Source organism: Providencia sp. PROV182, assembly GCF_028480325.1.
Classification (GTDB): Bacteria; Pseudomonadota; Gammaproteobacteria; order Enterobacterales; family Enterobacteriaceae; genus Providencia; species Providencia hangzhouensis.
This window is the reverse complement of record NZ_JAMPOL010000010.1, coordinates 135,097-150,954: the sequence shown is the minus strand read 5'-3', so window position 1 is coordinate 150,954 and position 15,858 is coordinate 135,097. Positions and strand designations below refer to the sequence as shown.

Sequence of the window (15,858 nt, the reverse complement as noted above, 5' to 3'; positions counted from 1 at the left end):
ATACTCACGTATCCCATTTCATCGATTATTTAGACACAATAACCATTGCAGGTCTGAGTAAACGGTTATTTAACGTGTACCCTTTTTGCATCACATCAATCACATGATTAGCTTGGTGATCAGGTGACTCAATCATCGTCATCGCTTGGTGAACTTCAGGGTTGAATGGCACATTCACTTCACTGACAGGCTCAATACCGAACTTAGCCACTGCATCTAAAAAGGTTTTTAACGTTAAATTTAAACCTTCTAACATCGCTTTAGACTCTTCACTTTCGTGATCAGCAGCTTCTATTGCACGTTCCAAGTTATCAATCACTGGCAATAATTCATTTGAGAATTTTTCCAGTGCAAATTTATGTGCCTTTTCGATATCTTGCTCAGTCCTACGACGAATATTTTCAATTTCGGCGTGTGCACGTAACATCGCTTCACGTTCAGTTTTTTGTGAAGCTTCTAACTGTTGCTCAAGCTCAGCAATACGCGCGGCTAACGCTTGTTCGTCTGCTTGTAACTCATCAGCTTGTTGAACGCTGGCTTCTTGCTCAGCTTGAACTTTTTGTGATTCATTTTGTTCAAAAGCTTGCTCATCATGCATGTTTTGGTCTTTACTACTCATGAATATCTCCGCGTATTTAGCATTAATCCCATATATGAGAGTATTATGGGGATCTAATACAGGGATTCAAGGGAAGTCATACAATCAGAGGCCAAAAAAGTATGCGAAAGGACAATAATACAGCACTACCACATTTTAAAACGATAGGCATTGTCGGGCACCCTAGGCATCCTGAAGCATTGGCAACTCATGAATTAATATACCATTGGTTAATTTCAAAAAATTATCATGCCATTATCGATAAACAAGTTGCTAAAGATTTAAAATTAGCTAATGCCAACACGGGTACATTAACTGAAATAGGCCAACAGGCTGATTTAGTTGTCGTCGTTGGCGGGGATGGCAATATGCTTGGCGCTGCTCGTATTTTATCCCGGTATAATAATAAAGTGATCGGTGTAAATCGTGGTAATCTCGGTTTTCTTACTGATTTAGACCCTGATAATGCATTGCAACAACTTTCAAGTGTTCTTGAAGGAAAATACCGCGAAGAAAGACGTTTTTTACTAGAAGCACAAGTCATTAAAGCTAACCAAAAAGCACGTAAAAGCACCGCAATTAATGAGATTGTTCTGCACCCAGGCAAAGTTGCGCATATGATCGAATTCGAGGTTTACATTGATGAAAAATTTGCCTTTTCTCAACGTTCTGATGGTTTGATTATCGCCACACCAACAGGTTCTACAGCTTATTCTCTTTCCGCAGGTGGCCCTATTTTAACCCCAAACTTGGATGCTATTGTATTAGTTCCAATGTTTCCACATACCTTATCCTCCAGACCACTGGTGATTAGCAGCGACAGCAGTATTCGGTTGAAGTTTTTACGAACAAATATTGATTATGAAGTCAGCTGTGACAGCCAAATTATGCTCCCTATTCAGGATGGAGAGGAAGTTATTGTTAAACGTAGTAATAAAAATCTTAATTTAGTTCATCCACAAGATTACAATTATTTCAATACGTTAAGCTCAAAATTAGGCTGGGCTAAAAAAACTTTTTAATTTTTTCACTCTGCCTCTTTACTGTATAAAAAAACAGTCATACACTGTATTAAAACACAGGTGTGTATTTTTACAGGAGAGCGCAGATGCTTACCCAACTAACAATCAATAATTTTGCAATCGTACGTGAATTAGAAATTGATTTCCGTAATGGTATGACAGCCATAACCGGTGAAACAGGTGCGGGTAAGTCCATTGCTATTGATGCTCTTGGCCTATGTTTAGGTAATCGGGGGGAGGCCAATATGGTACGCCCTGGTGCACTGCGTGCTGATCTTTGTGCCCGTTTTTCCTTAGTTGATGCTGAGATGGCTGCTAATTGGCTTATTGAGCACCAACTTGATAACCAAAATGAGTGCTTATTACGTCGGACTATCTCTCCTGACGGCCGTTCCCGAGGTTTTATTAACGGCGTTTCTGTACCTTTATCACAACTTAGAGAACTCGGTACATTACTGATCCAAATTCATGGCCAGCACGCGCACCAACTCTTGCTAGATAACACTCATCAAAAGTCCCTGCTTGATGCCTATTCAAACCAGCAAGAACTACTTGCTCAAATGAAAAAAGCATGGAAAACATGGCACGACTCCTGCCAACAATTAGCCGTATTTCAAAAAGAAATGCAAGAGCGTGAATCTCGACAACAGTTGCTGGAATATCATCTAAAAGAACTGAACGAATTCCTTCCTGTTCAAGGAGAATTTGAAGAGATAGACCAAGAATATAAACAACTCGCTAATCATGGGCAATTTTTATCTATTGGTCAAACAACTACGCACATACTATCTGAAAATGATGATACGAACGTCATTAGTTTATTAAATATGGCAAAAAATGAATTGACTGATCTCGTTGCTCTCAATCCGAAATTTTCAGAACTTCTCGATATGCTTGAAGAAGCATCAATACAAGTCAGTGAAGTCAGTGATGAAATAAAACATTATTGCGATCAATACGAACTTGATCCCAACCGTTTATTTGAACTTGAGCAACGTATCTCTAAACAAATTAGCTTAGCTCGAAAACATCATGTTAGCCCCGAGGCACTACCTGAACTATTTCAACAGTTATTGACTGAGCAAGAACAAATTGCTAATCAAAACGAAGATTGTGAAACTTTAAACGAGCAAGTTGCTATCGATCATCAAAAAGCATTAGCTTGTGCAGAGCGTTTACACCATGTGCGACTGCATTATGCCCAAGAGTTAAGCACACTAATTACCAACAGTATGCATCAACTTTCAATGCCTCATGGTCTGTTTACTATTGATGTGAAATTTATACCAGAACAATTGCAGGCTGATGGTGCATGTAAGATAGAATTCAATGTTACAACGAACCCAGGTCAGCCACATCAGGCGCTCGCTAAAGTTGCTTCAGGTGGTGAACTATCGCGTATCGCACTAGCTATTCAAGTTATTACCGCTAAGAAAATGGATACTCCAGCGTTAATTTTTGATGAGGTCGATGTGGGTATTAGCGGACCAACAGCCGCTATTGTTGGTAAGTTATTACGTGAGTTAGGTGAATCAACTCAAGTCATGTGTGTAACGCATTTACCTCAAGTTGCAGGTTGTGGACATCATCATTTTTATGTAAGCAAAGAAACTAATGGCGTTGAAACTGAAACTCATATGCAGCTATTAGATAAAAAATCTAGATTACAAGAGCTTGCGCGCCTTTTGGCAGGTTCAGAAGTCACCAAAAATACACTAGCCAACGCAAAAGAGTTACTTGCAGCATAATTTTTGACAACTTTTTTACGCTCATGTGGTCTTAGAGTCGATAAGGAAGGTTTTAAATTGTATCAATGTCGATTATCATTGATGTTCTGACTCCAAAAGGAATGAGATATCCATGCGTTATAAATTGTTAACTGCTGCCGCACTATCACTCGCATTAATGTCTACGGGCTGTTCAATGATGGAACGTCTTGTCTATCACCCGGACATTAACCAAGGTAATTACCTCACAGCGAAAGATGTTGCTAAGATCCAAAAAGGAATGACACAGCAACAGGTCGCTTATACTTTGGGCACGCCAATGTTATCTGACCCGTTTGGTACTCAGACTTGGTATTATGTTTTCCGCCAAGAACTAGGGCATGACCCAGTTCAGCAAGAAACTTTGACTCTGATTTTTGATCGCAATGGTATTCTTACTGACATCAAAAACGAGAAAAATCTTGCCGCGCAGGAATCAATGGAAGCTGCTGAAACAAAAGCATCAGAAACTAAAACAGCTGACTAACCACAAACACTAAGAACCACCTAGTGTGATAGTAACAACCTGTTTTATGAAGGACTTATTCAGGCGGGTTGTTATTATGAGTATCTTTATTAAAAATTTATTTAGACTCAACTTGTATAAATAAATTTAAAGACAAAAACCGAGCTTTGCTCGGTTCGCTACGTATAATCGGTTTACTTATTTTTAACTTCTTTAGACTTTTCCGCTCGTTTGCGACGTAATTCTTTTGGGTCTGCAATCAAAGGTCGATAAATCTCAACACGATCCCCATCTTGCACTAAATCTGTCAATTTAGCAGGGCGACTATAAATACCAATCTTATTTTTTTTAAGATCAATATCATCTCTAAGAGCTAAAATACCAGAAGCTAGTATTGCTTCTTCTATTGTCGCCCCCTCTTTCACTTTTACTGATAGCAAAAATTGCTTTTCAGGAAGCGCATATGTCACTTCAATATTCAGCTCAGACACTGTATACATCCTTTGCTCTTAAAGTGAAGGCTTGAACCATATTATTAGCTAATTCCTTAAAAATTTTGCCAAATGCAAGTTCTATCAATTTATTTGTAAATTCAAAATCAAGGTGAAACTCGATTTTACAAGCATCAGGGCTTAAAGGAATAAATTTCCAACCACCAGCTAATTTACTAAATGGCCCTTCCACAAGTTGCATATGAATGCACTTGTTATCCTCTAGCACATTTTTTGTGACAAAAGTTTTGCTAATGCCTGCTTTTGACACTTCAACAGAAGCGGTCATTTCTTCAGAACTATGACTAATAATTCGGCTACCTACACACCCCGGCAAAAAGCTCGGATATGAAATAACGTCATTAACGAGTTTATACATTTGTTCTGCGCTAAAAGGGACCAACGCAGAGCGACTAATCTGTGGCATATCAATTCCTATCCCCAAAAACTGAGCGTATAATACCATCTTTGATTGGTTAAACAAAAAACAAAACCCACATAGGGCAAGATTTGCACAATCAAAAAAATATCAGCTTAGAAAGATTTCTTTCAACTCAGCTTACAGTATAATGATTGCACTATGACAAAGAAAAAACCATATAAACCCGGTTCAGCAACAATTGCTATGAACAAGCGTGCTCGCCACGAATATTCTATCGAAGAGGAGTTCGAGGCGGGTCTATCCCTGCAAGGTTGGGAAGTCAAATCACTCCGTGCAGGCAAAGCCAACATTGGAGATAGCTACGTTCTTTTAAGGGACGGCGAAGCTTATTTATTCGGTGCAAACTTCACACCGCTGACTGTTGCATCATCGCACGTTGTGTGCGACCCAACTCGTAGCCGAAAATTACTTTTAAATCAACGTGAATTAGATACACTCTACGGTAAAGTTAACCGCGAAGGTTATACCGTTATTGCACTTTCTCTCTACTGGAAAAATGCATGGTGTAAAGTTAAAATCGGCGTTGCCAGAGGTAAAAAATCTCACGATAAGCGTTCTGATATTAAAGAACGTGAATGGCAACTCGATAAAGCACGTATAATGAAACATTCTAATCGCTAACCTCTAGCTTTATAGAGTATTTTTCTGTTATACTGCGCTCAACAACTTGGGGCTGATTCTGGATTCGACGGGATTTGCGAAACCCAAGGTGCATGCCGAGGGGCGGTTGGCCTCGTAAAAAGCCGCAAAAAAATAGTCGCAAACGACGAAAACTACGCTTTAGCAGCTTAATAACCTGCTTAGAGCCCTCTCTCCCTAGCCTCCGCTCTTAGGACGGGGATCAAGAGAGGTCAAACCCAAAAGAGATCGCGTGGATGCCTTGCCTGGGGTTGAAGCGTTAAACTTAATCAGGATAGTTTGTTGGTGGCGTGTCTGTCCGCAGCTGGCAAATGAATTCAAAGACTAGACTAAGCATGTAGTACCGAGGATGTAGAAATTTCGGACGCGGGTTCAACTCCCGCCAGCTCCACCAAATTATCTTCTAAGGACGTCCAAAGAAGACTAAAAAGCCCGCTAACTCAATGAGTTGCGGGCTTTTTTATGTCCTGCGCAGTCTGATGTCACCTAATTAAATCCAATCATCTTAGGCACCTTGATAGGCACCTCGTTAACCTTTATAGTTTTTGAGGTGCCTAAAAACAATGGAACATCAAAAATGGCAAGACAAACCAAACCCTTATCAGCAAAAGAGATCGATGCAGCAAAGCCAAAACAGAGTGATTATGTCCTCTATGATGGCGATGGATTAGAACTATTGGTTAAATCCAATGGCAGCAAGCTGTGGTCATTTCGCTACATTCGCCCTCTCACTAAAAAACGAGCTAAAAAGAGCCTTGGGTCTTACCCTGCCGTCAGTCTTGCTGATGCACGTAGTTACCGCCTTGAAGCAAGAACACTACTCGCTAAGCAGATAGACCCACAAGATCACCATAAAGAGCAAGTCCGTAACAGCTTAGAAGCTAAGGCAAATACCTTTCAACTAGTTGCTGAACGTTGGTGGGAAGTGAAGAAGTCCACCGTAACCGAAGATTATGGTAATGATATCTGGCGTTCACTTGAAAGAGATGTCTTCCCCGCTATTGGTGATATTAGTGTTACCGATATCAAAGCCCATATATTGGTTCAAGCAATACAACCGGTTCAAGCACGAGGTGCATTAGAAACCGTCCGCCGCCTTTGTCAGCGCATTAACGAAGTGATGATCTATGCTCAAAATACTGGCTTAATTGATGCCGTTCCAAGTATCAACATTGGCAAAGCTTTTGAAAAACCCAAGAAAAAGAATATGCCAAGTATTCCTCCTGATCAGCTACCAAAGCTCATGCAGACAATGCGTACAGCTAGTATTAGCCTATCTACTCGATGTCTGTTCATGTGGCAGCTACTCACTATCTCGCGCCCTGCTGAAGCCGCTGAAGCCCGTTGGGATGAAATCAACTTTGATACCAAGGAATGGAAGATACCTGCTGCTAGAATGAAGATGAACCGTGAACATACCGTTCCGTTATCTGAAGCTGCTTTAGCTATTCTAGAGCTAATGAAACCTCTCAGTGGTAATCGTGAGTTTATCTTTCCTAGCCGTATCAAGCCTACCCAACCGATGAACAGCCAAACCGTCAACGCTGCGTTAAAACGCGCTGGATTCGGTGGTGTATTGGTTTCTCATGGCCTACGCTCAATTGCTAGTACCGCACTCAATGAGCAAGGCTTCCCACCCGATGTTATCGAAGCCGCCCTCGCCCACGTTGATAAAAATGAAGTTAGACGCGCTTATAACCGCAGTGATTACTTAGAGCAAAGGCGACCTATGATGCAATGGTGGGCTGATTTTATTGAGGAGGCTGACAGGGGAAGTATTATTGAAGGCGGGATAAGAGGGATATCGCTAGTTGGGTAATTTGTGTGTGCCAGCTAAATTTAGTTGGCACTATAACAGTACGGAGCGATACTCATATCTAGTTGAATTCACAGCTAGAAGTAGATATTAGTTACATCACAACCAATCACACCTACCAGTGCGATCGACAATAGCTATTTTACTCCATCCTTGCTTCTTCAACGCGTCAACTTCCTTTTGGTTTATTTCTCCACTCTTATTTTCGATATAACTCCTTTTCATTGCCAAGCAAAGGAGATGTGAAGGCCGTGTCATAGCAACGTAATGAAGCTTTAATCGCTTTATATCAGAATCAGAAATTTTATTTCTGGGTTTACATTTTATCCATGGAAAAATCATTTTTAAATGATGCGATTTATTGAATGTATCTAATACCAAAGTTGCGGTATGCGTTTCGCCTTTTACAGAATGAATTGAACCTAACTTAATATTCACTTTCCGTCCGTCATTTTCTACAGTATATATATTGTTCCTAGTGCCAATATGGTTTGAAGAAAAATCTTCAGATAGTTGATAACCTAGAAAAGGGTGGTCGCTCTGCGGAGCTACCCCAGATATAGAAGTCACGACATCAATTACAATATCCTTCCATGTGGTACTCCAATCAGCCTCCGAAGGGAAATTTCGGCCAACAGCGAAATAGCTCATAAGGTTGAGGTATTTATCATAATTCGCACGGTCATCCTTTAGCAACTCCAAAATGAATCGATGATTTCTTTGTCTTGGTTTTGGATCGAATAGGGTTGATACCTCTTTAGCAAAGTTAATTATCCCCATAGAAATACGTTCAACTGTAGTGAATGATTCACCTCCAGTTCCATCTGTAGCTAACCTCTCTCCCAACCTATGGCCAGCGTTGACATATTGCAAAAAATTTTTAGGCTTTGGGTCTTTACTCGCGATATCTGGATCATATTTAATGCAGTAATGAGATAAATTGTGGGGTTTGTTTTTTTCAGACCCATCTTTATCTCGGTGTACAGCTCCAACAGCGGTAAAGGTTAATCGATCCAACAATTCTTGTTCTTCATCAAATACTGAAAGCAGGTAAAGCCCATAGGCTTTTAAAACAGCCCCAGTACTATTTTCGTCAATTAGAAATATAGCGTGTGCTACATCTTTTGATGAACCGACCTTTGGCCCTTGGCCGGTCAAACTCATTTTGCCTACCGATAAAGGAGAAGCTAAATTTGCTATTGATTGATCAAAGCGATGGCTATTTGGGAGGTCATACTTAACTTCATTTGATGGAAATTTATCAGTTTTTGCACTGTTAACCTCACCAGCATGATCGAATATTTCTTGATCACTATCCCCGAATCGTACACGGCAAACCGCGCCATCACCTTCTATAAATGCTCTGTGAAGAATGGATGATTGAGCCTCACTGTTATCTTGAACTTCATCAAGGAATACAAGGGGGAAGCGGCCTCGGATATGTTGTTTCATGGAAGGTGAATAATCCATAAGATCATTTGCCCACATAAACATTTCATCATGTGTATGAATACCGAATTTTCGGATAGATTCTCGACAAGAGTCTGACATGTCCTTATATGATTTCGTATCTACACCCAGTACACCTTTTCCCCAACGCACTTGACCAATAGAAAATTGACTGTTAGTAGCCGTTATCACATCTTTAGGTACAAGAACTTTTTCAGCGTTTTCCCTAGTCCAAGGTTTTAATTTATTCCAACGCCAACTATATGCAAACTCTGAATCAATAACTTTTATGGGAAATCCTTTTGATCTCAACCAAGGGAGAGCCATAAATTCATTAACAAACCCATGTATAGTTCCAATGTAATGTGGATATGACAAAAGCGCCCGGCCGACTTCCGTTCCTCCTAGGCGCTTTTCAATTTCTTCTTTAGCCACATTCGTATGCGATAGAATACACATACCTTGACGTCGATAAGGCCAGTTACGTGCAAGTATCGCCAGCTTTGCAACAAGTAAAGTTGTTTTTCCACTACCGGGGCAAGCCGATACATCCAATGTTTCGCTAAGGGATTTAAGTATTCGCTCTCTTGCACCGCCATCTTTTTCTGGTGAAAAGGCATCATCGGGTAAGCCTAATACTTTCACCACCCAAGTAATATCATCATCCGTAATCTTTGGTAGTTCAACTTTCATGAATCTCACCCCCTGAAGCAATATGAAGATTCGATGTAACATAGTCTATTGCATCAACAACATAGCTCGGAAGCTTAGTCCTTAAATCATATGTTTTTTCACGAGTTATCTTGTCCAAGATAATTCCACAAAAATACTGTGCCGCGATGGACTTTGAAGCTTTAGAGCCTGTGACATACATTGCATAGACTTTACTAGCTAAAACTTCATTCATGTCCCAACTCTTCTCTACAGCAAGTTGCTCTGCGTCTTCCTTTAAGGCTGCGTATTTGGTTTGAGCCTTCTCAAATTTTTCCTTATCAGTAATTTCAGAGTAATTCCCCCCCTCATCCCATATCGCTAGTTGAGCTGCAATGTAGACCTCTTCAGCCAAAGCGTTATTGTTTGAAAATGCTAAGTCATATTCTAGTGTCCACTCATCTGCTACAAAGGACTTAACATTCTGCCCATGGGCCTTGCATTTAATCTTTTCCTTATGTTCATTTAATCCCGTTAATTCAAAATCCCTCTTAGCGCGCCACTTTCTCTCTTCTCCACTCCCTAATGTTGGCCAATCACTATCGTCTTTGATGATCTTAATAATATAGGGACCACAGTTTGGCATAACGTCCAAGTCGGTGACACAAGCAACAGGCGTAGGTTGTATTCCATCTTGATCAGGATTTTTTCTCATAAATATTTTAGCGTATCGCCGCAGTCCAACGCCTCCGACATTGATTATAGAAACTCCATGTTCCGTAAAATCTTTCCCAATGCACTTGGCCAATGTAGGCATCAAAATGTTTTCCGCATCGCCCTCTACAATTATGACACCACGGGCGAAAAATAGATTTGCTTTAGTTACATCTAGAAAACGTGAAAGGAATTTATAATCACTTGAATCAAGCTCAGTTTCACCGTCAGCGGTAGAAAAAGCCTTGCCAGCTCGAATAATAACTAAATTATTAAGATCAACCTCTGATGCTAGATTGGGGCTATGGGTAGTGATTATTATTTGTGGTTTGTTTTCTTTATCTTCTTTTGAATTAACTATTTTCTGAAGATACTGAATTAACCTAAGTTGACGCTGTGCATGTACATGAGCCTCTGGCTCCTCTATTAACAGTAATGGAAAATTATCTTGATTATCGGCTAAAAGTATTAATTCGCATGCAATGAAGAGGATGTTATTTGACCCTAGCCCCATTCTCCCAAGTGTATTATCCACATTTAGAGTTAGCTTTTCTAATAGTTGCCTAAGCCTCTGAGAATCAGAGCCATTCTGACTAACTGATATCGAACTTTTTATTGAGTCGCCATGAAGTTGCAGTTCGTCTAAATGACTATTAACTTTGGATTTCCCATTCTCAATATGCGGGTGATGTTCAATCAGCTTATTGAATAAGTCACCCAGTCCTAGTAACCCCAGCTTTTTAATGTCATCGTAACTAAATGAAGATAGGTCAGTACTTGCCGCATCAAACAACAGGCCTACTTCTGCTCCATCGAGCGAATTTAACACCATCGAAAGCCTAGAGTTACGACCAGAGGAAAGCTCTCGTTCAGCATCACGAAGAGGCCTTAGATATGTAGCTGCAAGTAATAAACGGCAGTTGTTATCCAGATTTGGACCTTCACCATTTTTACCCGAGCGAAAGTCTGTGGAGATATATGGCCTACCAGCCCTAATTCCCATGCGCTTTGCAGTGAGCGTAAGGTGTAGGATAGGTTCATCTCCCTGATTAACTCCATAGGTTAAATATTCTGCGAATCCTGATTTATCGCCGGAGGTTAATTTTTTAAATGTGCCTGATATTTTAATTTCACTTGATTCAGAACTACCTTCACTTGACTTGTGAAAGTCATCATCGCTAAATCGAAGCCATTCTTGATCAGTTGTTCCGAGAAGGAATCTCAGTGCATCAATTACTGTTGTCTTGCCAGAATCATTTTCACCGACAAGCGCTGTTAACCCTTCGCGAAATTTAACTGTAATGCCGTCAGGGCCAAATGATCTAAAATTGGTAATGGTTAACTCAGCTAAATACACGATTATTGTCCTTCGTTGTTAATTACTAGGGGTTCGCTTTGGGTCGACTGCTGATTTTTTCTCAGGCTATCAAACAATTTAAAATTATATCCTTTTTGCTCTATATTGACCGTCAGTTTTTAATATGTACTACGCTGCTCGAATATAAGCTAATACAATTGCAGTTAATCACTTACCCAATTCTTGACTACGGCTCTTACTTAGCCTTACCTCATGCCAACATTTATCCACCTGATTAATTGAGTAATATATTTACCTCAAGCAGGGCCAGTTATACCCTGTGAATTAAGTAATTGAATTGAGCAATGAACCGTATATGAAATGTCTTAAGCAACTTTCTATATCCTGTTTATTCAAATCGCTGTTCACGTCCTTCAGCATCCTTACGTTCACGGACTCTTTCATTCTCTATCCAGCGAATCAGTTTTTCATTCACCGACTTTGTAGCTATAGAAATGTCGGTACGCTCATGGGTAATTAGCTGGCTAATTGCATCTGCTCTAGATTGCATTATATTTGCCAGACTACCAGACCAACTAGATGGAGCTGTACGCGCTGCAAAAGCTTCTAAAACAACTTTTGGTTCAGGTGCTAGTTCTAATAATTTGATTGCCACCTCAGACAAGATCGTTGCTGATGTAATCTCATCTTTTACCCAAAGGTATATGCCTGTCGCTACAGCCGCAAATATGCTGCTATCATTTTTGGTACGGCACCACTCAAGCAGTAAATTCATATCTATTTTTTCAAGAGCAGAACCATTCCTATCATCACTACGGATAAAATATAATCGTGACTGTTTTTGCCTATCGGCCCCTTCAAAAACACGACAAAGAAATTCGTCTGGCATCAATGACGCAGTCTTTCCAATAACATTTGCAAATGAGTAAATACAACCGTAGCTATTGTCAATTACCTCAAAAATAGTATTTAACCACTCTAGTTTTTCCGATTCGTTACCATCAAAACGTAAAGCAGCATTAATCACACGCTCCATGTTATAATCGCTCATACCGCCAGAGTCATTATCATTCCTCTTAAGTCGCGATATTCCAGCTTTCAGACCAAGTAATCTAAATTCAGCACCAAGAGTATCGATTGCTTCATCTTCGTCATGTAACCTCATGCTAAGGCCATCTAAAACTATATCATCACCATTTGGTTTACTTAAAAGCCTTGAAGTAAGGTCAAGAATGCACTCTTTTGGTAAATCTCCATATTCTTTCCTCCACAAAATCGGACCATACATGATTGGCCTAATATCTGGATCATCCAAAATTGTCATACAGCGATTCAGATCATTAACTGTAAATTCTCGTTGTGGATGTAGAGCAACTAAAACGTTTCTAAGTTCATTATGTTTTGCGCACTGTTCAAGAAATTCCTGCGCTAGCTCTCTATTTACAGAATCAACTTCGTCAATAAATCCCTTAAAAACTGAGAAATCTTTATTAATTTCGGGATGTTTCTTCAACTCATCAACAAGATTCTGCCAATAGATTTTCTGATCATATGTTCCTTTAGCTAATCCTTTACCAAAAGCTATTCGATATGGCATCCAATCAGCAGAAAATAAATTAGAGCCTAATTCACCAAGCGTATAACTTGAGCAAGCGAACTCTTGGCCTAATAATTGTGCTTTATCAGCAAGGCGTTTTTCTGATTTACTATATTTTTCAGTTGTATCTAGTCTAAAATCATCGTCCAGCGCCCAATAATCCCCACTGCTACTGAATACATACGCCATTATTATTGAAATTAATTCATTTGGTTTTAACTCTTTTTCTAAAGCGGCCAGATTATCTGGTAATGATTCAACTTCTTGATTATTTTGATGTTCAGTATAATCAAAATAGATCACTGAACGAATGGCTATCCAACCTTCTCCCCAAGGAGAGTCATTATGCAATTTACGAGCTACATCGATAAGTATTTCTCTCATCGGTTCTTGAAACCACATTCCTCTAAACTGATTCGCCAGAATTTTTCGAGCACAGTTTTTCAACTCAAGGTCACTTGAAATCCCTAATTGCAATGCAAAATTAATAAAAATATGACGCCACTCAACCAGTTCATCGTAGTTAGGTTCGAATCCAAAATCTCTAGGCTTAGCACCAAATTCATACAACCCAATACCTGACCATAAACCACTATCAAGAGCAGTTAAAAGCATTTTAAGCCCTAAAGATCTACGAGCAATAATATCTGAAATAAGGCATTCATTCATAATCTCAATACGCTGCTCTATAGAAGCATGGGTGCCTGATAAATATGGCTGATAAAATTTTGTCAGCTTTTGTCTAGCGGTATCGTTTTTACTACTTTCTTCTTCATAATCCGCAATTAGAATTAATAGCTTAGCACATCGCTCAAAGTTACTAGCTTCGTAAGCTAATGCTTGCAGAATTTTAATTATAGAAGCTAAACGTAAAACATCGGGAGCAGATTGAAACAGTTCGATTATGGTGGTTCTATTGGAAGTAGTGAGCATTACTTCTTTGAACTGGGAGCTTAAAAGTTCGACTTCTATTCGATCAAGCAATGCAGTAGGTGCCACTGGAGCGATATATTCCAACATCCTTATTTGTGAATCATCTAGCTCTAGAATTTTCCCTAACAGTCCTTCAGGTTGTAACCAACTTTCAACAATCTCGATGGCGACAGGATGGTCATGTAACAACCCTAACCGATGAGCAAATGACATTAATAAACGTTGATTGTTCGATGCTTCAAAGGTTGCCCTAAGCTGTTCGGTGGGGATACTATCAAGTGCTGACGATGCTAATCTGTTCGCAATAGCATGAGGTAAAATAGCTCGCCAATGAGCTCTTTTTTGTACAATATGCCTATCTATTAATTTTTTGACTGTGCGAAATAATTGGTTTTTAGGATACCCAGAAAGAGAGCTCAATACTTCTAATTCACTTTCCCCTACATCGGGATCAGAAATCGAAAATGAATATACTAAAGATAATATTTCCGCTTGCTCCTTTAAATCATCATTCTGGTGATTACGTTGATCGAATAAACGGTTAAACAATTGAGCGTCGGATAGTTGAGCCAAACTTTCACCCTCTTCCACCCTCTCAGCTATTGCCAAAGAGACTCTTGCATTACCATCTGCGAACTTTGCTACCCTACGAGCATTATTCTCGCCTATATTAGGAAAACGACGACGCAGTAATTTTTCAGCGACTTCCGGTCCAACTGTCTCTATGTGAATTACCTCTGTGGTCTGTGGTTTATCATCCCTAATATCGTACTCAATAGTAATGAGTTTTACATTGTCACATGCAGTAGAAACCCTTTTAGCCAAATCTGCATGGAGGTCTGACGGACAATTATCAAGGATCATAATTGAATGTCGGTTTTCAGAAATAAGCCTCTCCAACATGACTGTAGCCGACGGCTCTGGTTTAGCACCAGTATCAACATAAACAGCAATTGTTCTATCAAGAGCATCTGTTCCAACTGTATCTACAGTTTCATCAAAAAGCGCCTGTACGATACGCGTTTTCCCTACCCCAGATAACCCAGTAATACGAATTGCTTTATTAGTTGTTCGTACAAGGTCTCTCATCGGTCCGATTGCATCTTCAATACTAAGATTCTGACCTTTTCCTGATGGCAATGAGATCTTCACACCTTGTGCGAAAATTATCGTATCTACCGCTCCTTGCGGTGGGTTGCTCCATGCCCCATACGGCTGCCAGCCAGAGTATCCTCGACCCAACTTCCTTTTCACCCATAACATCACTGACGGATGTTGGCGCACCCACTGAGTTAATTTAGAACGGTCAAAGAAGCATAAATGCAAATTACTGCCATTAGGATCTCTGCTCGCTGCATCCTGCATGGCTTCAATACGGTCTTTTAACATTGGAGGAGAGCAATCATCAGCTAAGCTGACAATAATGTAACTTCCCCCTTGTGCGGCTAATAAAGAAATCGTTGATGATAATTCACCATCAATAACCATTTCTTTTGTAATAGCAGTCTTCGGCATTGAATGTTTTTTTGATTGAAGGATTGTATTCGGTCTTTCAATAAATCCTGTAGTTAATTGCTCTACAGGAACATTAACATGAACATCAATACCATCATCTGGAGCATTGATTGATCCAGACCAATTTACCCTAGCAGGGCTATGACCATGTGCTGCTACTTCTGCCTCTGAAAGACGAGCGATTAGTTCTTCTAACTGAATATCAGATAGCCCAAGTAATTCATCTTTTTCAATATCAAAAATTGCCATGGCTTAGACTTTTTAACGAAAATATTGGCACTTAAATTGCCGGAAGTGAAACTATTATATCGAGTTGAGCTAATAGTGCATGTATAAGGTATAGAATGAGTAGAACAATCACAGTAAAGACTAATAAATTTATGATCAGCCTAACTGTCGTAACACTATTGGTTCAGAAAAACCAGAAATAAACCAATAGCA

11 protein-coding genes and 1 other RNA gene are annotated in these 15,858 nt (G+C 39.8%); 6 read left to right on the top strand and 6 right to left on the bottom strand.

Annotated features, from left to right (window positions below):
- Window positions 1-25: 25 nt before the first annotated feature.
- Window positions 26-619: a nucleotide exchange factor GrpE gene (grpE, locus tag PR834_RS08720; RefSeq protein WP_004264998.1), complete on the bottom strand. Its 594-nt coding sequence runs from the start codon at window positions 617-619 to the stop codon at window positions 26-28.
- Window positions 620-720: 101 nt separating this feature from the next.
- Here grpE and nadK point away from each other — a divergent pair, with 101 nt between their 5' ends.
- The 3 genes from nadK to bamE all read left to right on the top strand — a co-directional run bounded on the left by nadK (window position 721) and on the right by bamE (window position 3,873).
- Complete coding sequence (nadK, locus tag PR834_RS08715) at window positions 721-1,620, top strand: NAD(+) kinase (RefSeq protein ID WP_110591985.1); 900 nt, start codon at window positions 721-723, stop codon at window positions 1,618-1,620.
- An 86-nt stretch (window positions 1,621-1,706) separates the two neighbouring features.
- A complete protein-coding gene (gene recN / locus PR834_RS08710; protein ID WP_272536595.1) occupies window positions 1,707-3,368 on the top strand; it encodes a DNA repair protein RecN in 1,662 nt (553 codons plus the stop codon).
- Between the two features lie 112 nt (window positions 3,369-3,480).
- A complete protein-coding gene (gene bamE, locus PR834_RS08705; protein WP_004265001.1) occupies window positions 3,481-3,873 on the top strand; it encodes an outer membrane protein assembly factor BamE in 393 nt (130 codons plus the stop codon).
- A 173-nt stretch (window positions 3,874-4,046) separates the two neighbouring features.
- Here bamE and PR834_RS08700 read toward each other — a convergent pair whose 3' ends face one another.
- Window positions 4,047-4,352, bottom strand: a complete 306-nt coding sequence (locus PR834_RS08700; protein WP_004265002.1) for an RnfH family protein — start codon at window positions 4,350-4,352, stop codon at window positions 4,047-4,049.
- Window positions 4,336-4,770, bottom strand: a complete 435-nt coding sequence (locus tag PR834_RS08695; RefSeq protein ID WP_036959027.1) for a type II toxin-antitoxin system RatA family toxin — start codon at window positions 4,768-4,770, stop codon at window positions 4,336-4,338. Before PR834_RS08695 ends, PR834_RS08700 begins: the two co-directional genes overlap by 17 nt.
- A gap of 153 nt (window positions 4,771-4,923) precedes the next feature.
- Here PR834_RS08695 and smpB point away from each other — a divergent pair, with 153 nt between their 5' ends.
- The 3 genes from smpB to PR834_RS08680 all read left to right on the top strand — a co-directional run bounded on the left by smpB (window position 4,924) and on the right by PR834_RS08680 (window position 7,243).
- Complete coding sequence (smpB, locus tag PR834_RS08690; protein WP_004265004.1) at window positions 4,924-5,406, top strand: SsrA-binding protein SmpB; 483 nt, start codon at window positions 4,924-4,926, stop codon at window positions 5,404-5,406.
- 48 nt (window positions 5,407-5,454) lie between these two features.
- Window positions 5,455-5,818: a transfer-messenger RNA gene (ssrA, locus tag PR834_RS08685) on the top strand.
- A gap of 183 nt (window positions 5,819-6,001) precedes the next feature.
- A complete protein-coding gene (locus PR834_RS08680; RefSeq protein ID WP_197268987.1) occupies window positions 6,002-7,243 on the top strand; it encodes an integrase in 1,242 nt (413 codons plus the stop codon).
- A gap of 96 nt (window positions 7,244-7,339) precedes the next feature.
- Here PR834_RS08680 and PR834_RS08675 read toward each other — a convergent pair whose 3' ends face one another.
- The 3 genes from PR834_RS08675 to PR834_RS08665 form a co-directional block, all read right to left on the bottom strand.
- A complete protein-coding gene (locus PR834_RS08675) occupies window positions 7,340-9,382 on the bottom strand; it encodes a UvrD-helicase domain-containing protein (protein WP_048608906.1) in 2,043 nt (680 codons plus the stop codon).
- Entirely contained in the window at window positions 9,372-11,411 is a 2,040-nt protein-coding gene (locus PR834_RS08670) for an ATP-dependent nuclease (RefSeq protein WP_048608908.1), read from the bottom strand. The genes PR834_RS08675 and PR834_RS08670 overlap by 11 nt, the downstream gene beginning before the upstream one ends.
- A gap of 349 nt (window positions 11,412-11,760) precedes the next feature.
- Entirely contained in the window at window positions 11,761-15,666 is a 3,906-nt protein-coding gene (locus PR834_RS08665; protein ID WP_048608909.1) for a hypothetical protein, read from the bottom strand.
- Between the last annotated feature and the right edge of the window lie 192 nt (window positions 15,667-15,858).